This is a genomic window from Ruegeria sp. BG10 (assembly GCF_056538575.1).
The window spans coordinates 366,824-386,417 of the sequence record NZ_JBQFTI010000003.1; the positions used below are offsets into that span (position 1 = coordinate 366,824).

Annotated in this window: 18 protein-coding genes; 9 read left to right on the forward strand and 9 right to left on the reverse strand. The window is 61.5% G+C overall.

Annotation, left to right across the window (positions count from 1 at the left end; genetic code table 11):
* Positions 1-10: 10 nt before the first annotated feature.
* The 4 genes from mtgA (at position 11) to ACR0D8_RS15160 (ending at position 4,655) form a co-directional block, all read left to right on the forward strand.
* The gene (gene mtgA / locus ACR0D8_RS15145; protein ID WP_480647699.1) at positions 11-745 is read left to right on the forward strand and encodes a monofunctional biosynthetic peptidoglycan transglycosylase; all 735 of its coding nucleotides are present in this window, start codon (positions 11-13) and stop codon (positions 743-745) included.
* Positions 746-803: 58 nt separating this feature from the next.
* Positions 804-1,469, forward strand: coding sequence for an FtsZ-binding protein FzlA (fzlA, locus tag ACR0D8_RS15150; protein WP_480647700.1), 666 nt, complete (start codon positions 804-806; stop codon positions 1,467-1,469).
* 72 nt (positions 1,470-1,541) lie between these two features.
* Positions 1,542-2,579 carry a tRNA epoxyqueuosine(34) reductase QueG gene (gene queG, locus ACR0D8_RS15155; protein ID WP_480647702.1) on the forward strand — a complete coding sequence of 346 codons (1,038 nt, stop codon included), beginning with the start codon at positions 1,542-1,544 and terminating at the stop codon, positions 2,577-2,579.
* Positions 2,580-2,651: 72 nt separating this feature from the next.
* The gene (locus ACR0D8_RS15160) at positions 2,652-4,655 is read left to right on the forward strand and encodes a hydantoinase/oxoprolinase family protein (RefSeq protein WP_480647704.1); all 2,004 of its coding nucleotides are present in this window, start codon (positions 2,652-2,654) and stop codon (positions 4,653-4,655) included.
* Between the two features lie 27 nt (positions 4,656-4,682).
* Here ACR0D8_RS15160 and msrA read toward each other — a convergent pair whose 3' ends face one another.
* The 3 genes from msrA to ACR0D8_RS15175 all read right to left on the reverse strand — a co-directional run bounded on the left by msrA (position 4,683) and on the right by ACR0D8_RS15175 (position 6,611).
* Positions 4,683-5,192, reverse strand: a complete 510-nt coding sequence (msrA, locus tag ACR0D8_RS15165) for a peptide-methionine (S)-S-oxide reductase MsrA (protein ID WP_480647706.1) — start codon at positions 5,190-5,192, stop codon at positions 4,683-4,685.
* Positions 5,189-5,638 carry a peptide-methionine (R)-S-oxide reductase MsrB gene (msrB, locus tag ACR0D8_RS15170; RefSeq protein WP_475156529.1) on the reverse strand — a complete coding sequence of 150 codons (450 nt, stop codon included), beginning with the start codon at positions 5,636-5,638 and terminating at the stop codon, positions 5,189-5,191. Before msrB ends, msrA begins: the two co-directional genes overlap by 4 nt.
* 94 nt (positions 5,639-5,732) lie before the next feature.
* A complete protein-coding gene (locus ACR0D8_RS15175; protein WP_480647738.1) occupies positions 5,733-6,611 on the reverse strand; it encodes a DMT family transporter in 879 nt (292 codons plus the stop codon).
* A 171-nt stretch (positions 6,612-6,782) separates the two neighbouring features.
* Here ACR0D8_RS15175 and ACR0D8_RS15180 point away from each other — a divergent pair, with 171 nt between their 5' ends.
* Positions 6,783-8,000: a BCCT family transporter gene (locus ACR0D8_RS15180; protein ID WP_480647708.1), complete on the forward strand. Its 1,218-nt coding sequence runs from the start codon at positions 6,783-6,785 to the stop codon at positions 7,998-8,000.
* Between the two features lie 42 nt (positions 8,001-8,042).
* On the opposite strand, the gene ACR0D8_RS15185 is transcribed toward ACR0D8_RS15180, so the two are convergent.
* From ACR0D8_RS15185 to ACR0D8_RS15205, 5 genes are all read right to left on the reverse strand, one after another.
* Positions 8,043-8,432, reverse strand: coding sequence for a GFA family protein (locus tag ACR0D8_RS15185; protein ID WP_480647740.1), 390 nt, complete (start codon positions 8,430-8,432; stop codon positions 8,043-8,045).
* 175 nt (positions 8,433-8,607) lie between these two features.
* The gene (locus ACR0D8_RS15190) at positions 8,608-8,895 is read right to left on the reverse strand and encodes an HU family DNA-binding protein (RefSeq protein WP_039533371.1); all 288 of its coding nucleotides are present in this window, start codon (positions 8,893-8,895) and stop codon (positions 8,608-8,610) included.
* Between the two features lie 130 nt (positions 8,896-9,025).
* Positions 9,026-10,492 carry an AMP nucleosidase gene (locus tag ACR0D8_RS15195; protein ID WP_480647711.1) on the reverse strand — a complete coding sequence of 489 codons (1,467 nt, stop codon included), beginning with the start codon at positions 10,490-10,492 and terminating at the stop codon, positions 9,026-9,028.
* On the reverse strand, positions 10,489-12,291 hold the full coding sequence (ade, locus tag ACR0D8_RS15200; protein ID WP_480647713.1) for an adenine deaminase: 1,803 nt from the start codon (positions 12,289-12,291) through the stop codon (positions 10,489-10,491). The genes ACR0D8_RS15195 and ade overlap by 4 nt, the downstream gene beginning before the upstream one ends.
* A gap of 144 nt (positions 12,292-12,435) precedes the next feature.
* On the reverse strand, positions 12,436-13,311 hold the full coding sequence (locus tag ACR0D8_RS15205; RefSeq protein WP_480647714.1) for a LysR substrate-binding domain-containing protein: 876 nt from the start codon (positions 13,309-13,311) through the stop codon (positions 12,436-12,438).
* Positions 13,312-13,428: 117 nt separating this feature from the next.
* Between ACR0D8_RS15205 and ACR0D8_RS15210 the strand changes: the two genes are divergently transcribed.
* Complete coding sequence (locus tag ACR0D8_RS15210) at positions 13,429-14,184, forward strand: class II aldolase and adducin N-terminal domain-containing protein (RefSeq protein WP_480647716.1); 756 nt, start codon at positions 13,429-13,431, stop codon at positions 14,182-14,184.
* 22 nt (positions 14,185-14,206) lie between these two features.
* The gene (locus ACR0D8_RS15215; protein WP_480647718.1) at positions 14,207-15,196 is read left to right on the forward strand and encodes a sterol desaturase family protein; all 990 of its coding nucleotides are present in this window, start codon (positions 14,207-14,209) and stop codon (positions 15,194-15,196) included.
* Positions 15,197-15,206: 10 nt separating this feature from the next.
* Here ACR0D8_RS15215 and ACR0D8_RS15220 read toward each other — a convergent pair whose 3' ends face one another.
* Positions 15,207-15,839: a class I SAM-dependent DNA methyltransferase gene (locus ACR0D8_RS15220; protein WP_480647741.1), complete on the reverse strand. Its 633-nt coding sequence runs from the start codon at positions 15,837-15,839 to the stop codon at positions 15,207-15,209.
* Positions 15,840-15,928: 89 nt separating this feature from the next.
* On the opposite strand from ACR0D8_RS15220, the gene ACR0D8_RS15225 reads away from it, so the two are divergent.
* Together ACR0D8_RS15225 and katG are read left to right on the forward strand one after the other, a co-directional pair.
* Positions 15,929-16,774 (forward strand): SDR family oxidoreductase, encoded by an 846-nt coding sequence (locus ACR0D8_RS15225; protein ID WP_480647720.1) that lies wholly within the window; start codon positions 15,929-15,931, stop codon positions 16,772-16,774.
* 247 nt (positions 16,775-17,021) lie between these two features.
* Positions 17,022-19,226, forward strand: a complete 2,205-nt coding sequence (gene katG, locus ACR0D8_RS15230; RefSeq protein ID WP_480647722.1) for a catalase/peroxidase HPI — start codon at positions 17,022-17,024, stop codon at positions 19,224-19,226.
* Positions 19,227-19,594: the final 368 nt, after the last annotated feature.

The window sequence follows — 19,594 nt, forward strand, 5'->3', positions numbered from 1 at the left end:
TAGCAACAGCATGGCAAAAAAAGCAGCGCGCAAGTCGAGCAGTAAGAAAAGCAAAGCGTCAAAGACAAAGAAAATCAGCACACGGTGGATTCGCCGCTGGGTGACGCGCGCCGGGTTGGGCGTGGTTGTTCTGATCGTGGGTCTGGTGGCGCTGTTTTCGGTCGTGAACCCACCGGTGACCCACACGATCTGGTCCGAATGGCGCCGGCTGGGCAAGGTGCAGCGCGATTGGGTACCGATCGAGGACATGACGCCGGTCATGGCCCGCGCCGTGGTTGCGGCCGAGGATGCGAATTTCTGTCTCCACTGGGGTTTCGACGTCGAAGCGATCCGGGACGCGCTGGAGGATGGCGGCACGCGCGGGGCGTCGACCATTACCCAGCAGGTGGTGAAGAACGTGTTTCTGTGGCAGGGCCGCAGCTGGGTGCGCAAGGCGCTGGAAACCTCGATCACGCCGGTTGTTGAAATCTTCTGGAGCAAGCAGCGTATTCTGGAGGTTTATCTGAACGTGGCCGAGACCGGGGAAGGGGTGTTTGGCATCGAAGCCGCGGCGCGGCGCAACTTCGGCGTATCCGCCGCGCAGCTTTCACCGGTACAGGCCGCCCGCATTGCGGCGATCCTGCCTTCGCCCCGCAACAGGTCGGTCACCGACCCCTCGGTTCGGACGCGCAGACGGGCGGCGTCGATCCTGGACGGGGCGGCCACCATCCGCGCAGATGGTCGCGCGGATTGTTTCGAGGATTGAAACCCCTGGTCTCTCGGCGCTAAAGCTGGGGGGTATTCACTGGTTCGATTGGAAGCCCATGGCGCGTCTGTTTCACGTTCCCCTGTCCCCCTATTGCCGCAAAGTGCGCCTGTCGCTGGCGGAAAAGAAGATCGAAGTTGAACTGGTCGAAGAGCGATACTGGGAAAAAGGCCCGGATTTTCTGCGCCGCAACCCCGCCGGAAAAGTACCGGTGCTGCGGCTGGACGGTCAGGTCATGTCGGAAAGCGCTGCCATTTGCGAATATATCGAAGAGACCCGGCCCGAGCCGCCGCTGATGCCCAAAGCCCCCGAGGCGCGATACGAGGTGCGTCGCCTGGTCGGCTGGTTCGATGACAAGTTTCACCACGAGGTCACATCGAAGTTGCTGTATGAGCGGGTGAACAAGAAAGTAACGGGCGAGGGTTATCCCGACAGCAAAAACGTCAAGCAGGGCGCGCGCGCCATCAAATACCATCTGGATTACATGGCCTGGCTGCTGGATCACCGCCGCTGGCTGGCCGGGGATCAGATGACGCTGGCCGATTTTGCTGCCGCGGCGCATCTTTCGGCGCTGGACTATATTTCGGATGTGGACTGGAACCGCAGTTCGGCGGTCAAAGACTGGTATGCCAAGATCAAGTCGCGCCCCGCGTTCCGGTCGATTCTGGCGGATCAGGTGCCGGGGTTCCGGCCTCCGCCTCATTACGCCGATCTGGATTTCTGATAGGGTCGCAGGGGGGCTGTCTGCCCCCCATCGCGCCGGGGCGCGATTCCCCCCGAAGGTATTTTTGGCCAGATGAAGAGCGGATCGGGTTTAAAGGACAAGCTGGTAGCGCAGGCGCTGAGCGAGGGGTTTGTGTCCTGTCGCGTGTGTCGCCCCTGGGATGTGCCTGAGGTTCCTGCGCGGTTGGCGGCGTTCTTGCAGGCCGGGTATCACGGGCAAATGGGCTGGATGGCCGAGCGGACCCAATGGCGCGGCGAACCGGCAGCATTGTGGCCCGAGGCGCGGTCGGTGATCATGCTGGCCGAGAGCTATGCACCCGATCATGACCCGACCGAAGATTTGGGGCACCCGGACAGGGCGGCGATTTCCGTCTATGCGCAGAACAAGGATTATCATGATCTGGTCAAGAAACGGCTGAAGCGGCTGGCGCGCTGGCTGATTGCCGAGGCGGGCGGCGAGGTGAAGGTCTTTGTCGATACCGCGCCGGTGCCCGAGAAAGCGCTGGGGCAGGCCGCCGGGTTGGGGTGGCAGGGGAAACACACCAATCTGTTGAGCCGCGATTGGGGCAATTGGGCCTTTATAGGCTCTGTTTTCACCACACTTGACCTGCCGGCGGACATGGCCGAGATGGATCATTGCGGGTCTTGCCGGGCCTGTCTGGATGTATGCCCGACAGATGCCTTTCCTGCGCCGTACCGATTGGATGCGCGACGGTGCATTTCCTATCTGACCATCGAACACAAAGGGCCGGTCGCCGAGGAATTGCGCGGCAAGCTGGGCAACAGGATCTACGGGTGCGACGATTGCCTTGCGGCCTGTCCGTGGAACAAATTTGCGGTTGCCGCGAGCGATGTCCGTTATGCCGCGCGGGATGATCTGCGGGCGCCGCCCCTGGCGGAGCTGGCAATGCTGGACGATGCGGCGTTCCGTGCAAAGTTTTCCGGTTCACCGATCAAGCGGATCGGGCGCGACCGGTTCGTGCGCAACGTGCTTTACGCCATTGGAAATTCGCGATCGGCGGCGTTGCGTCCCGTCGCGCAGGGCCTGGTGGATGATCCCGATCCAGCGGTGGCCGATGCGGCGCGATGGGCGGTGAAACGATTGTCCTGAGTGCCGCAAACAGGCTGGACGTGTCGGTCCAAACCGCTAAACCCATCTGCAGTGAACAGGAAGGAGATCCCGATGGCGTTGGCTTTGGGGGTGGATACGGGCGGAACCTATACGGATGCGGTTCTGATCCGGGATGAGGAAGAGGTGATCGCCTCGGCCAAGTCGCTGACCACGCGGGCCGATCTGGCGATCGGTGTCGGAAAAGCGATTCAGGCAGTGCTGGATCAGGCGCAGGTCGCGCCGGACCGGATTTCGATGGCGTCGCTGTCGACCACGCTGGCCACCAACGCGCTGGTCGAGGGGCAGGGCGGGCGCGTTGCGCTTGTCTATATCGGGTTTCGGAACAGCGATCTGGAAAAGCATGGGGTGAAGGACGCGCTGAAGGGGGATCCGGCGCTGGTGATCTCGGGCGGTCACAGCCATGCGGGCGGTGAGGCCGCGGCTCTGGATGTCGCCGCGCTTGAGGCTTTCCTGTATTCGCATATGGGTATTTCCGGGTTTGCCGTCGCTGCCCGGTTTGCCACGCGAAACCCGGCACATGAGTTGGAGGCGGCGCGGATCATCACCGAGAAAACCGGCGCGCCGGTCACCTGCTCGCACCATCTGTCGGCCCGGCTGAACGGACCAAAGCGCGCGGTGACCGCTGTGCTGAATGCCCGTCTGATCGGGATGATCGACCGGCTGATCGGGCGCGCGCAGGATCGGTTGCTGGAGCTTGGGATCACTGCACCGATGATGGTTGTGCGTGGTGACGGCGCGTTGATGAGCGCGGAACAGGCGCGGGCGCGGCCGATTGAGACGATTCTGAGCGGACCGGCGGCCTCGATCGTGGGGGCGGGCTGGCTGACCGGCGCCAGTGATGCGCTGGTGTCGGATATCGGCGGCACCACCACGGATGTGGCACTGATCCGCGACGGAAAGCCCGCCATCGATCCGGAAGGTGCGCGGGTGGGCGGGTTCCGGACCATGGTCGAGGCCGTGGCGATGCGGACCCACGGTTTGGGCGGCGACAGTCAGGTGCATGTGATCACCGAAGGGCTGCGCGGCGGTGTGTTCTTGGGGCCAAGGCGGGTGCTGCCGGTGTCTTTGATGGCGGCCGAAGCACCTGACATCGTTCACCCGGTTCTGGATGCGCAGCTGCGCGCCACGACCGTTGGTGAACACGACACGCGGTTTGCCCGGCGCGTGCCTGGCATCCACGCGGAAGGGCTGGGCGCGCGGGAAGACGCCCTGCTGAACCGGTTGGGTGACGGCGTGCTGCCGCTGAGCGATCTGTTGCGTTCACGTATGGAAAACGGCGCTTTGACGCGGCTGGTGGATCGCGGGATCGTGCAGGTGTCGGGGGTGACACCGTCGGATGCGAGCCATGTTCTGGGCCGGTTGGACGCCTGGGATGCAGAGGCCGCGCGCAAGGCGCTTGAACTGGTGGCCCGCAAACGTGTGGGAACGGGCGACAGGCTGGCCGCAGGACCAGAGGCGCTGGCGCAACTGATTGTGGATCAGCTAACGGAACAGACCACATTGACCTTGTTAGAGACTGCTTTTGCCGAGGAAGCAGAGGGTTTCGGTGTTCCCGCCGCCGATCTTGCCCGGCATGTTCTGACGCAGAAAGGGTTGGCGGGGCATCGGGGCTTGCTGGCGCTGGATGCGGCGCTGAACGTGGATGTTGTGGGGCTTGGGGCCTCGGCCCCCAGCTATTACCCGGCGGTGGGAGAGCGGGTGCGATGTCGCATGATCCTGCCGGACCATGCCGGCGTGGCCAATGCCATCGGTGCGGTGGTGGGGCGCCTGACCCTGCGCCGGTCGGGAACGGTGACGTCCCCGTCCGAGGGCCGGTACCGTGTGCATCTTGACGACGGTCCGCAGGATTTCGACGAGACCGAAAAAGCGCTGGCCAAGCTGGAATCAGTTCTGCGCAACGCGGCCGAAGATGCTGTGCGTGAGGCCGGGGCCGAAGATATCCGTGTGATTGTCGACCGCGACATCCGCACCGCCCGGGTTGAGGCGCAGGACGTGTTTGTCGAGGCGATGATTACTGTAGAGGCCAGCGGCCGGCCCCGGGTTGCATCGGGCTAGCCCCCGGTTTTCCCGGGGACGGCCGTTTCATTCCGCAGCGTCGCGCTTGGGCAGAACCCAGTCCGGGCGCGGGAAATGGCAGGTATAGCCGTTCGGAATACGCTCCAGATAATCCTGATGTTCTGGCTCGGCCTCCCAGAAATCGCCGACGGGTTCAAGCTCGGTCACCACTTTGCCGGGCCAGATACCGCTGGCGTTCACATCGGCGATTGTGTCCGCTGCCACCTGTTTCTGCGCGTCATCCACATAGTAGATGGCGGACCGATAGCTCATGCCGCGGTCATTGCCCTGACGGTTCAGCGTGGTGGGATCGTGGATCTGGAAAAAGAACTCCAGCAGATCGCGGTAAGAGATCGTGGCGGGATCGAACCAGATCTCGATCCCTTCGGCATGGGTGCCATGGTTGCGATAGGTGGCGTTGGGCACGTCACCCCCGGTATAGCCGACGCGGGTCCGGGACACGCCCGGCAATTTGCGGATCAGGTCCTGCATGCCCCAGAAACAGCCCCCGGCCAGGACAGCGCGTTGTTCGGTCATTGGATTTCCTCCACATGGATCAGGTATTCGCCATAGCCTTCGGCCTCCATCTCGTCACGATGGATGAACCGCAGCGCGGCAGAGTTGATGCAATAGCGCAGCCCGCCCTGTTCGCGCGGGCCGTCGGGGAACACATGGCCCAGATGGCTGTCCCCGTGTTTGGACCGTACCTCGGTTCGAATCATGCCGTGGGTGGTGTCGCGAAACTCTTCCACATGCTCATGCATGATCGGCTTGGTGAAGCTGGGCCAGCCGCAGCCGGATTCGTATTTGTGGGTCGAGGCGAACAATGGCTCGCCCGAGACGATATCGACATAGATCCCCGGTTCCTTGTTGCCCAGGTATTTGCCGGTGCCCGGACGTTCGGTTCCACTGCGTTGGGTGACGTGAAATTCTTCGGGTGAGAGGGCGGCAATGGCCTCGGGGTCTTTGGTGTAACGGGTCATGGCTCCTCCGGAGGTTTGGCTCTGGACCAATAATTGGGGTTTGCGCGGCGAAAGCAAAGGGGTGTTACACCCGCCTCGCGCGGTCGTGCGGGGATCAGCCGGGTTTTGCCACCGGTTGCCGGGCCAGCTGAACCGCCAGAATGCCCAGCGTGGTGATCCCGACCCCCACCGCATCCAGCGGCCCCAGCTTTTCACCCAGCAGGATGGCGGCGATGGTGACCCCGAAAACCGGGTTCAGGAAATGAAAGGTCGCCGCCCGGGTGGCGCCGATCCTGTCCAGCAGCAGGAACCAGATCAACGTGGCCAGCAGGCCGGGGAACAGGGTTGTGTAGGTAAAGGCCAGCGCCAGCGGCACGGTCGGGTGGATATAGATCGTCTCGAACAGCGGGGCGGCGACAAACAGAACCGCCGATCCCACCAGCATCTGCAAGCCGACCACCATCATGAAGTTCCCGCCCGATGTGGCCCCGCGTACGGCCAGTGTGGCGAAGGTCAGGGCCAGTGCGCCGATACCGCAAAGCGCCACGCCAAACAGGTCGATGCCCGCGTCGATCCGGCTGCTCATGATCAGCGCCACACCGGTGAACCCGGCCAGCAGGCCAACGACCCCGACGGGGCGCAACCGCTCGCCCAGAAACAGCCACCCGGCCAATGCGACCAACAGCGGCATGGTCGAGGCGATGATGGCGGCGACAGAGGCCTCGATCGTTTGCATCGCATAGAAATTCAGACCCAAATAAAGGGCATTCTGGCAAATTCCGAACAGGATGGTGGCGTACCACTGGGATCGCGTCAGGCGCCAGCTTTGCCCCATGGCACGGGCAATGGCGACGCCGATCAGCCCCGAGATCAGAAACCGCAGGGCCAGTGAAAACAGAGGCGAGGCTTCCGCCACGATGATCCGCGCCGAGGTAAAGGCCGAGGACCAGATGAACGCAAATATCAGCCCCATCGCTATGGCGCGCAGATCCATCATGACCCCCTGTTCGAACTGTCGCGCACTGTTCCCGAATTTCCCATCAGCCGCAAGCAGCGCCGGTGCTTGCGTCAAAAAAGGCACATCCCGGGGGCAGCATTTCAATTCAATTCGTTTTTATTGATTGACCAGCCAATAAAGTATAGCAACGCCCCCATCCAAAATATCATGGGAGGCGTTTTGGTGCTTCTGGAATACATCCTGTCATTTGGCGTTTTGCTGGCCCTCGGGCTGGTCGCATTTTTCGTGGTGAAATGGTGGAACCTGCGCTGTGTCGGCGTCACCCCTGTCCACCTGTTCACCTTCATCGCGATCCTGTTCACGTCCGGTCTGGACGTTGGCCTGATCATGTTCCCGCTGACCGAGTTCGGCGGCTATGCCGAAGACCCGGCCTATGCTTTTGCCAATCCGCTGGCCATCGAGTTCGGCTTCTGGGGTTTTCTGATCTGGGCGTTCTATTTCCTGACCGCGTTCTACTTCTGCGTTATCGAACCGCGTGTGAAGTTCTTTGAGATCCCGTTGGTCAAGCTGATCAACAACGTGGTGATCATCGGCACCTGTGCCTTCACCGCCAGCCTGTTCCTGATCTACCTGCCGGGCTATCTGCCCGAGGTCGGTGATGGTGAATCCGTGGTCACCACCTTCTACATCATCGTCTTCGTGGTCATTCTGGCGGCGGCCTATTCCTCGACCGATCTGAAATACGTGCGCATTCTTTCGGTGGGTTCGACCTTCCTGTTCCTGACTCTGATCATCGGCATGTGGATCGCGGCCGGCATGGGCCTGACCGGATTTGCACAAACCGGCAGCAATATCGGGGCGTATTTCGCCAATATCCACAAATTCGTCCTGCCGCTGACCGACTATCACGCCTTCTACCTGTTCTGGTGGTTCGCGTGGTCGATCATGATCGGTCAGTTCACCTCGCGCTTTGTGGGTGGGTTGAAAACATGGCAACTACTGGCGGCGCTGCTGATTTTCCCGTCAATCCCGCTGGGGATCTGGTTCACCGTTCTCTACTATTACCACCTGAACGGCATCAGCACCGCAGGTATCACCAACATCGCGATGGTGATCGTGGGCGTGACCTTCGTGATCAACTCGCTGGACTCGCTGATCCGCCTGTATACCGACAACCTGAACATGACGGTTGAGCGGTTCGGCAAGGCGATCTACGTGGCGGGCAACGTTGCGATGCTGTTTGTCCTGACCCTGCTGTTCCAGAGCCAGTGGCTGCAGATCCAGTGGATCGGCGCTGTGGTCGTCGGCCTCTATCTGGCCTGCGTGGTCTATATCCTGGTCACCAAGCGCCAGGAGGTGCTGAGCATCGATTCAATGCCGGAAGACCGCGATCTGGACTTCCACAAGGTTGAGACGGTTCACTGAGCTGTCCAAAAAACAGCGCGGGCGTTGCGATTTACGCCCGCGCTATTCATCAGACTCTGCACCCTCCCGATCTCGATCAAAGCAGATTGTGTTCGGGAACCGCGGCAACCAATCTTCCCGACGAATACACCAACTTTCATAGCTCGGTTTGAACTGATTCAGCTTATCCAGAGCACCCAGATGCAGTTCGATCTCATCACCGGTTTGCGCGAAAACCGATGCACCGCATTTGGAACAGAAATGGCGTCCCTCATATTCCCCGGTCCGGCCGGTCACTTTGACCGAAGCCAAGGGAAATATGGCGGCAGCGTAAAACAAGGCGCCGTGGTGCTTTCGACAGTCTCGGCAGTGACATATGCCCACCCTGAGCGGCCTTCCCGATGCCACGAACCGAATGTCGCCGCAAACGCATCCGCCTGTATGTTGATCCATGTCGCGCCCCCGTCGTACGGTTGGAATCATCACGGCTTTCAAGCCTAACCCAAACGCGTTTTTCGACAATACCCGGGGCCGTTCTTAACGCTTGGGGCGAGCGGGGCTTCGGACAGGCAAAAGAAAAAGGGCCCCCAACCGGCGGCCCTTGATCGTATCGCAGTGAAAGCTGAAATCAGCCGTTCACGCTGTCCTTCAGCGCCTTGGCGATGGTCATCTTGACCACCTTGTCGGCCTCTTTCTTGAACTGCTCGCCGGTGGCGGGGTTGCGCACCATGCGCTCGGGGCGTTCGCGGCAGTAGATTTTGCCGACGCCGGGCAGGGTTACCGCACCGCCAGCCGACACTTCGCGGGTGATCAGGCCGGTCATGGCCTCCAGCGCAGCGTTTGCGGCTTTCTTGTCGGTTCCCATTTCCTCAGCGAGAGCAGCAACCAGCTGAGTCTTTGTCATAGGCTTTGCCATTTCTTGGTCTCCTTAACGTGCCCGATAGATAGGGCCTCACCGCGTAACTGTAACGGGATATTGTGGGCGAACACAACGAATAGTAGCGCTGAAAACCCTAAAAATAGGGGGAATTCGTTGCTTTTTTGCGTCAGAGAAAGGCCGTTTCGTCGAATGAACGCAATTTCCGGCTGTGCAGACGCTCCAACGGCATGCCGCGCAGATGCTCCATCGCGCGAATTCCGATCGCCAGATGGCGGCTGACCTGCGTGGTATAGAACGCCGAGGCCATGCCGGGAAGCTTTAATTCCCCGTGCAACGGCTTGTCGGAGACACATAGCAGGGTGCCGTAAGGTACCCGGAACCGATAGCCGTTGGCGGCGATGGTGGCGCTTTCCATGTCCAGCGCAATTGCGCGTGACTGGCTGAGCCGCTGCACCGGGCCGGATTGATCGCGCAACTCCCAGTTGCGGTTATCGACCGAGGCAACCGTGCCGGTGCGCATGATCCGTTTCAGCTCATACCCTTCAAGCTCGGTGACCTCGGCCACGGCCTGTTCCAGCGCCACCTGAACTTCGGCCAGTGGCGGGATCGGTACCCAGACCGGCAGGTCGTCATCCAGCACCTTATCCTCGCGCAGATAGGCGTGGGCCAGCACGAAATCCCCCAGCGCCTGAGTGTTCCGCAACCCGGCGCAATGGCCGACCATCAGCCAGGCATGCGGGCGCAGGACGGCTATATGGTCAGTGGCGGTTTTGGCATTGGACGGGCCCACACCGATATTGACCAGCGTGATCCCCGACCCGTCTTCGCGCTTGAGGTGATAGGTCGGCATCTGCGGCAGTTTCAGCGGCTGTTCCAGCGCCGCCTCCGGGTCCGTGATCTCGGCGTTTCCGGTTGAAACAAAGCTGGTATAGCCGCTGTCGGGATCGGCCAGTTGCGCGCGGGCGTAGTTTTCGAACTCGGACACATAGAACTGGTAGTTGGTGAACAGGACGTGGTTCTGGAAATGGCTGGGGTCGGTCGCGGTGTAATGCGCCAGACGCGCCAGCGAGTAATCGACGCGCTGAGCGGTGAACAGCGACAGCGGCCCGGATTCGTCGTCTTCCTGATCATAGACGCCATTGACGATGTCGTCATTGGTCGTGGTCAGATCCGGAACATCAAACACATCGCGCAGGGTAAACCCGGCCGCGCCCTGATGCGGGACCACCAGATCGGGGTTGTTGGCCACTGCGAAATGCACCGGGATGGGGGTTTCGGACGCGCCGATCGTGACCGGCTGATCGTGGTTCTTGATCAGCAGGGCGATTTGTTGCGTCAGGTAGTTCCGGAACAGATCGGGGCGCGTCACATTGGTCGCGTGGGTGCCGGGCTCGGACACGTGACCAAAACTCAGCCGGCTGTCGACCTGCGCGTAGGACGCGGTTTTGATGCGGATTTCGGGGTAATAGGCTCTGTACCGTTCGGTTGGCGCCCCCTGTTCCATCGCCTTGGCAAAGCTGTCGCACAGAAACGCGGTTGCCTGTTCATAGAGTGCCTCAAGCCGGGCAACAGCGGCGGCGGGGTCGGTGAATTTCTCGGGGCCCGGGACGTCAGGCGTTTTTATTATCGTCATGCAAGGGGTTCCAGAAGATCGATCTTTTCAAAGGTGCGCACATCGACAAGCCCAAGGTCGGAAATGCGAAGTTCCGGGATCACGACCAGCGCCAGCAGCGAATGCTGCATATAGGCGTTGTTCAGCTGACAGCCGCAGGCCTGCATCGCCGCGACCATCTGTTCCGCGTTGGCCGCAACCTGTGCGGCCGGGCTGTCGGACATCAGACCTGCGATGGGCAGTTCGACCAGCGCCAGCTCCTCACCCTCGCGGAAGATGGTGATGCCGCCGCCTACCTCGGCCAACCGGTTCGCTGCCAGCGCCATTTGGTCCCGGTCGGTGCCGACGACGATCATGTGGTGGCTGTCATGCGCCACGGTCGAGGCCATCGCCATCCTGCCCTGATAGCCAAAGCCCGAGACGAAGGCGTTTGTCACCCCTCCGGTCGCGCGATGCCGTTCGACGAGTGCAATCTGGCAGACCTCGCCTTCGCCTTCGACCAGCCCCTCGATGATCGGCAATTCTGCCTTCAGCGCCTTGGTGGGGGCCTGATTTTCCACAACGCCGATCACGTTGGCCTGTACCCGGTTGGCGCCGGCCGGGGCGGCGATTTCAAAATCGCCGCCGGTCAGCGTATGGCCCAGACGCACTGTTTGGCGGGCGGTGTCCGGCCAGTTCAGGTGCGGGCAGTCCACCGTAATCCGGCCCTCTTCCGCCACGACCTGACCGCGTGCGATAACCATTTCGATAGGCAGATCCCTCAGGTCCGAGCTGAGGATGACATCCGCGCGCCGCCCCGGCGTGATCGAGCCGATCTCGCGCTCCAGCCCGAAATGGGTTGCGGTGTTGATCGTGGCCATCTGCAGCGCGATCAGCGGGTCGCAGCCACAGGCGATTGCATGCCGCACCACACGGTTCATGTGCCCGTCATTGATCAGAGTGCCCGAGTGGCAGTCATCCGTGCACAGGATAAAGTTGCGCGGGTCCAGCCCCTTTTCCGTCACCGCCGTGATCTGGCTTTCCACATCAAACCAGGCCGAGCCCAGCCGCATCATCGACCGCATCCCCTGCCGGACGCGGGCAATCGCGTCGGCCTCGCAGGTGCCTTCATGATCATCCGCCGGGCCGCCCGCGACATAGGCCGCAAATTCGGGCCCCAAATCGGGCGAAGCATAATGTCCGCCGACGGTTTTGCCGGCCCGCTGAGTAGCCGCGATTTCAGCCAGCATTTTGGGGTCGCCGTGGATCACGCCCGGGAAATTCATCATCTCGCCCAGGCCGATAATGCCCGGCCACGCCATCGCCTCGGCCACGTCCTCCGGCGTGATTTCATAGCCGGTGGTCTCCAACCCCGGCGCGGACGGTGCGCAAGATGGCATCTGGGTATAGATATTGACCGGCTGCATCAGCGCCTCGTCATGCATCATGCGCACACCGTCCAGCCCCAGCACATTGGCAATTTCATGCGGGTCGGTGAACATCGAGGTGGTGCCGTGCGGAATGACCGCGCGGGCAAACTCGGCGGGGGTCAGCATGCCCGACTCGATATGCATATGCGCGTCGCACAGCCCCGGCAGCATGTAACGGCCTCGGGCCTCGATGATTCTTGTGTCGGGGCCAATGCAATGCGCCGCGTCCGGGCCGACATAGGCCACGCGTCCGGCGGCGATCGCAATGTCATGATCGGGCAGGGTTTCGCGGCTGTGCACATTCACCCAGATGCCGCCGCGAATGACCGTATCCGCGGCTTCGCGCCCCGCGGCTACGGCAATCAGACGAGGGGCGGCATCGGGCCAGTCAGGGAGGGGTGTGTATTCCATGGCTCAACTTTCCCGAATGCGGGGAAAGGTGCAACCCCCACCGTACAGGTATCATGATTCCGTCATGCAGCGCGTCAGCGCTGCCCGGCCCAACCAGAGGAGACGCCCCGTAGGGGCGTTGACGATGGGCGGGAGCGCGCCGGATCACGCCCTGCGATCCGCTGCCATTTCCCGGCGCAGCCAGTCGGCAAAGGCCACCGCCCCCGGTGTTTCCTCGGCCTGCGGTGACAGCAACAGGTAATAGGCCTCGGGCATTGCCGCGCGATGGGGGAAGGGTGCCACCAGCCTGCCCTGTTCAATCAGCCCGCGCGCAATGGTGTCATGAGTCAGGCAGAGGCCGCCGCCGGCCATGGCGACGGACAGGCTGACCAGATAGGTGGTGGAATAGGTGATCGGCGGATTTCCCCAGTTCAGACCCTGATCCTCGGCCCAGTTCTGCCAGTTCGACAGCAGGTTCGAGCAATCGAACAGCGGGTGATCCTGCACGGTGTCAAGCGTCACCCGATAGTCGGGCGCGCAGACCGGGTAGTAATGGTCGGTGCACAGCAGCTCGGTCCGCACGGTATCAGACGGTCGCAGGGAATAGCGGATTTCGACCGCGGCCCCTTCGGCCATTTCCCGGGGCTCCCATAATTCCGTGAAGATGTTCAGCTGAACATCCGGGTGCATGGCCCGGAACTGCGGCAGGCGCGGGGCCAGCCAGTTGACCGCAAAGGTGATGTTGCTTTGCACCTGAACCGCGTTCTGCTGTGCCCCGGTGACCGCCTGCGTGCCGCGTACCAGCGTGCGAAATGCCTCGCGCACCACCGGCAGATAGGTGATGCCGGCCTCGGTCAGTTCCAGGGCGCGCGGGCGGCGCAGGAACAGCGGCTGGCCCAGATACCCTTCCAGCGACTTGATCTGCTGGCTGACCGCGCTTTGGGTCATGTTCAGATCCCGGGCTGCGCCGGTAAACGACAGGTGGCGGGCCGCCGCCTCGAAAGTGCGCAGCCAGCCCAGCGGCGGAAGCGGTTTCTGCATGAGTATAACCTTGGCATTAGCTCAGCTAATGGAATAGGTGCGTTTTTTTCGTTGGTCAAATTTTCGCGCCGCGGGCACGCTTTTTCCAAGCACCAGCCAGCCGCGAAGGAGCCCGGAATGCAAGTCACGTCTCTGCGCCCCAATATCGACCACTGGTCCGAACGCGTGGACCTTGCCGCCACATTCCGCTGGACCGAGCGGCTGAACATGCATGAAGGCGTGGCCAACCATTTCAGCTTGGCGGTGAATGAGGACGGCACGCAGTTCCTGATGAATGCAAACCAGATGCATTTCGCGCGGATCAAAGCGTCGAACCTGCTGTTTCTGGATGCAAATGACGCGGACGTCATGAACCAGCCCGGCGCGCCCGATCCCACCGCCTGGGGGTTGCACGGGTCAATCCACCGCCATTGCCGCCACGCGCGCTGTGTGATGCATGTGCATTCGATCTTCGCCACCGTTCTGGCATCGCTGGCCGACAGCACCCTGCCGCCGATCGACCAGAACACGGCCACCTTTTACAACCGCTACGTGGTGGATGACGAATTCGGCGGTCTGGCCTTTGAAAGCGAAGGTGAACGCTGTGCCGCGATGCTGTCGGACCCGAAAAAGAAGGTCATGATCATGGGCAATCATGGCGTTCTGGTCATCGGCAGCGATCCGGCGGACACATTCAACAGGCTCTACTATTTCGAACGCGCCGCCGAGACCTATATCCGCGCGCTGCAAACCGGTCAGCCGCTGCGCGTGCTGTCGGACGAAATAGCGGAAAAGACCGCGCAGGAACTGGACGACTATCCCGATCAGGCCGCTGCGCATCTGCGTGAGATCAAGGCGTTGCTGGATGCCGAAAGCTCTGACTACGCCACCTGACCATTGCAACAGGGTAATTGCCATGACCGATACCGCTCAGGACCCCGAATCCGCCCGCTGGCACTATCACCCCGAGGGGCCGGTGGGACTGAACCCGCTGTTCAACTGGCCGCCGCGCCCGGCCGCCGTGTTGCAATGGTATAGCGGCGCGTGGCTGCAGATCACGGCGCTGACGCTGTGCCTGGCGCTGTCCGTGATTGCCTATGCGTATTTCTTCCCGTCGCTTGAGACGATGCAGCGTTTTGCGCCGGGCTGGATGTTCCGCATCTGGTTGCTGAACATGGTGCCCCAGATCCTGATCGCGGGCAGCCTGCACTGGTGGCTGTACATGCGCAAGGGGCAGGGCATGTACAAGAAATTCGACCGCCGCGATCTGACCCGGAACAACGGCAATTTCACCTTTCGCAATCAGGTCCTTGATAATATCTGGTGGACGCTGGGCAGCGCCATGACCGTGGCGACTGTCTACCAGTGGATCATCTACTGGGCGATGGCCAACGGTTATGTCCCCACCGTGACATGGGCCAGTGCGCCGGTCTGGTTCGTGATCTGGATGATGTTCATTCCCATGTGGTCGGGGCTGCATTTTTATTGGGTGCACCGGCTGGAGCATCATCCGAAGCTCTATAAACACGTTCACGCCGTGCATCACCGAAACGTCAATATCGGTCCCTGGTCGGGAATATCGAACCACTGGTTTGAAAACCTGCTGTATTTCACCACCTACTTCATCCACCTGATCGTGCCCTCGCATCCGATGCACCTGCTGTTTCACAGCTATTTTCAGCAGATCAGCCCGGTTCTGTCGCATTCCGGGTTCGAAAAGCTCAGGGCTGGGGATACGGACGCCGCCCGCGCCGGGGATTTCTTTCATCAGCTGCACCACCGGTATTTCGAATGCAATTACGGCACGTCCGAGATTCCGTTCGACAAGTGGTTCGGCACCTATCACGACGGCTCGGCCGAGGCGACGGCGCGAACCCGGGCGTTCAAAAAGCAGATGTATACCTGATTTTAGCGGGTCAGGTCCGCTCGAACAGAGCGATCAGCGCGGTATCGTCCCGGTTCGGGCCGGCAGCCAGATCGCCGTAGATCCGCACCTCGGGCAGCGACAGGTTCCGTATCCGGCCCTGCGCCAGCACGTGAAGCGCCTCGGCGAACCCTAGTTTTTCGTAATGTTTGGCGTTGATCGACAGGGCGAATTGCGCACCGGGCCGGGCCACGCGCAGCAAGGCGGTCAGGGCCTCGGGGCCCAGATGTCCATGGGTGAATGTCCCCGAAGAAACGATGCCCGAATAGCTTTGACGCGGAACCGGGATACCCTGGTTCAGATCGGCCTCGATCGCGTCGCGGTAGATATCCTTGCGCAAGGCCTGATCCAGCATCTCGGCGCTGATATCGGTGGCGTCGATCGGCCCGACGCCCAGCCCGGCCAGAACAGCGCCGCACAGACCGGTGCCTGCGCCGACATCCAGAACCGGACCCTGCCCGCCTGCCGCAACAAAGGCGCGGGCCGTATGGATGTGCAGCTGATAATCCTCGCGCGCTGCGAAAGTCTCGTCATAATCCCCGGCCCATTCCGCATAGAGCCGCCGGTGATCCTCGGGCGAATCCAGCGCATAGGCGGCGTTCAGGTCGGGTGTCTTGTCGCTCATACTGAAAGAAAGGCGCATTGCGGGATTCGAATCAAGTATTCCGGCGCGGGTGCTTGCATCCGTCGAAATTGCGGATCATCAAAGGTGCTATGACAGGTAGTTTGTTTTCCTTCGGCCACGGGTATTCGGCGCAGGCCTTGTCCCGGCTTCTGAAACCGCAGGGCTGGCGCATTTACGGCACCACGCGGGACCCGGCGCAATCCGACACCATCCGTGCCGCGGGCGCGGAACCTCTGATCTGGCCGGGTCAGGTGCCGGATCTGGATGGCGTGACGCATATGCTGATCTCGACCGCGCCAAACGCGCAGGGCGATCCGGTTCTGGCCCGGATGCGGGATGAAATCGCAGAACGTGCCGGTCAGTTTCAGTGGGTCGGATATCTGTCGACAACGGCGGTATATGGCGACCATCAGGGCGATTGGGTGGATGAATCGACACCACCCGCGCCCACCGCCGAACGCGGCAGGTGGCGGGTGACAGCTGAACAGGAATGGCAGGGTATCCCCGGGCTGCCGTCGCATATCTTTCGGCTTGCGGGCATTTACGGCCCCGGTCGCGGCCCGTTTTCGAAACTCAAGCGGGCTGGCATGCGGCGCATTATCAAGCCGGGGCAGGTGTTTTCCCGGATCCACGTCGCCGACATCGCGCAGGTTCTCGCGGCGTCGATGGCCACGCCAAATCCCGGTGCGATCTATAACGTATGCGACGACGAGCCGGTCCCGCCACAGGATGTCATCGCATATGCCGCTCGGCTTCAGGGCCTGCCACTGCCCCCCGCCGTACCATTCGATGAGGCCGACCTGAGCCCGATGGCCCGCAGCTTTTACAATGAAAACAAGCGCGTCAGAAATGACAGGATCAAAGATGAGCTTGGGGTAAAGCTGCTGTATCCGGATTACCGCATAGGTCTGGACGCCCTGATGCGTGGCGGCTGAGCGCGGACCCGGTTGATTTATAGGTTTTGTTTATGGCTATCATCCATAAACAAAACTTTTTTGCATGGCTTGGATTTGCTACCTGTAGCGGTGACAAGACAAAAAGAGTCGCCGATATCCCGGACCGCCCGCGTACCATACCGGACGCGCTGGCAGGCCGGGTAAAAGTGTCATCTGCATGTGTTCTTGATCGCCCGAGTATTCACCGCGCGAAACCGCCGGAATCTAGCCAGGATTGGAGATCGATATGGACGGAAGTGACAACCCAAACATGGGCGGATGCCCTGTCATGCATGGCAACGGAACCCGGTCGAACCGGGACTGGTGGCCCAATCAGCTGAATCTGTCGATCCTTCACCAGAACGCCCCGGCGTCAAACCCGCTGGGCGCGGAATTCAGCTATGCCGACGAATTCAGCAAGCTGGACCTGAAGGCGCTGAAACAGGACCTTTTCGCGCTGATGACGGAATCGCAGGATTGGTGGCCTGCCGATTACGGGCATTATGGCGGTCTGTTCATCCGTATGGCGTGGCACAGCGCCGGCACCTATCGCACCGCGGACGGGCGCGGCGGGGCCTCGACCGGAAACCAGCGGTTTGCGCCGCTGAACAGCTGGCCGGATAACGGCAATCTGGACAAGGCACGCCGCCTGCTGTGGCCGATCAAGCAGAAATACGGCAACCGGATTTCCTGGGCCGACCTGATCATACTGGCCGGCAATTGCGCCATTGAATCGATGGGGGGAGAGACCTTTGGATTCGCCGGCGGCCGCGAGGACATCTGGGCCCCGGAAGAAGACATCTATTGGGGAACCGAAACCGAATGGCTGGCAACCAGCGATCAGCCGAACAGCCGCTATTCCGGCGACCGCGAGTTGGAAAACCCTCTGGCCGCGGTACAGATGGGCCTGATCTATGTGAACCCCGAAGGCCCGGACGGACAGCCCGACGCCCTGGCCTCTGGCCGGGACATCCGCGAAACCTTTGCCCGGATGGCCATGAATGATGAGGAAACCGTCGCTCTGGTCGCGGGGGGCCACACCTTTGGCAAGGCCCACGGCGCCGGCGATCCCGATCTGGTCGGCCCCGAACCCGAGGCGGCCCCGATCGAAGAGATGGGTCTGGGCTGGATCAACAAGTTCGGCAGCGGCAAGGGGGACGACACCACCACCAGCGGCATCGAAGGGGCGTGGACCGCGAACCCGACCAAATGGGACAACGGCTATTTCGATCTGCTGTTCGGATATGACTGGAACCTGACCAAAAGCCCTTCGGGCGCGTGGATCTGGGAACCGGTCAATGTCCGCGAAGAGGATATGGCCCCTGCGGCACATGACCCGTCGAAAAAGGTCAAGACCATGATGACCACCGCCGACATGGCGATGCGCATGGACCCAATCTATGGGCCGATCTCGAAACGCTTCCACGAAAACCCGGAAGAATTCGCCGACGCCTTTGCGCGCGCCTGGTTCAAGCTGACCCACCGCGACATGGGGCCACGGACGAACTATATCGGTGATGAGGCCCCGGCTGAGGAACTGCTGTGGCAGGACAACGTCCCCCCCGTGGACCACGACCTGATCGGCGATGCGGATGTGGCGGATCTGAAGGCCCGGATCGCCGCGACCGGGCTGTCGGTGTCCGAGTTGGTGTCAACCGCTTGGGCTTCGGCCTCGACCTTCCGCGCGTCGGACAAGCGCGGCGGTGCCAATGGTGCCCGCATCCGCCTTGCGCCCCAGAAAGACTGGGACGTGAATGAGCCGCTGAAACTGTCCAAAGCGCTGGATGCTCTGACCGGTGTTCAGAAAGCGTTCAACGATGCGCAGTCGGGTGGCAAGAAAGTGTCTCTGGCCGATGTTATCGTTCTGGCCGGTGCGGTTGGAATCGAGCAGGCTGCCAGGGCCGGCGGTCAGGAGGTCGAGGTTCCCTTTACCCCGGGCCGCACCGACGCGACCCAAGAGAAGACGGATGTCGACAGCTTCGCGGTGCTCGAGCCGATTGCGGATGGCTTCCGCAATTACCAGAGGAGCGAATACAGCGTTTCACCCGAAGAACTGCTGGTCGACCGGGCGCAGTTACTGACCCTGTCCGCGCCCGAGATGACGGCGCTGGTGGGCGGTCTGCGTGTTCTGGGCACCAATTTCGGTGGAACGTCCCATGGTGTGTTTACCGATCGCATCGGGACGCTTAGCACCGATTTCTTCACCAACCTGCTGGATATGGGCACCGAATGGAAACCTTCAGGCGAGGCCGGGATCTATGAGGGTCGCGACCGGGCCAGCGGAGAGGTCAAATGGACGGGGACCCGCGTTGACCTGGTCTTCGGTTCCAACGCGCAGCTGCGGGCGCTGGCCGAAGTCTACGGTCAGAACGATGCGGCAGGCAAATTCGTCTGTGATTTCGTCAGCGCCTGGAACAAGGTGATGAACGCGGATCGGTTCGACCTGAAATAAGGGTGAACCCGACCGCCTAAGTGACGCCGCCACGGGACCCCTTTGGCGGCGTTTTCTTTCGGGTGAGTTTGCGCTGACAACCACAGGAACCGAGCGATTCCAGCGCCAGGTTGGATTCTAAGGCACAAAAGCAGGTGTCGGATGCCTGAACCGGCGGGGGTTTCAATGGAATTCTTAAGCTAAGATATTGTTTTCATTAAGTTGGGTAAGTTTCCGCCGGGAATTGTGAAGTTTTTTCAAAATGGGGGTTGCAGGTCCCGGACCTAATCCGTAAATACCCCTTCACCGGCGCTGGTGAGGCGCTGGGTTTGCATCGGATGGACGGTGCTGACGGATCGGAAAGACGGTTGAGACGCTTGGGAGAGACC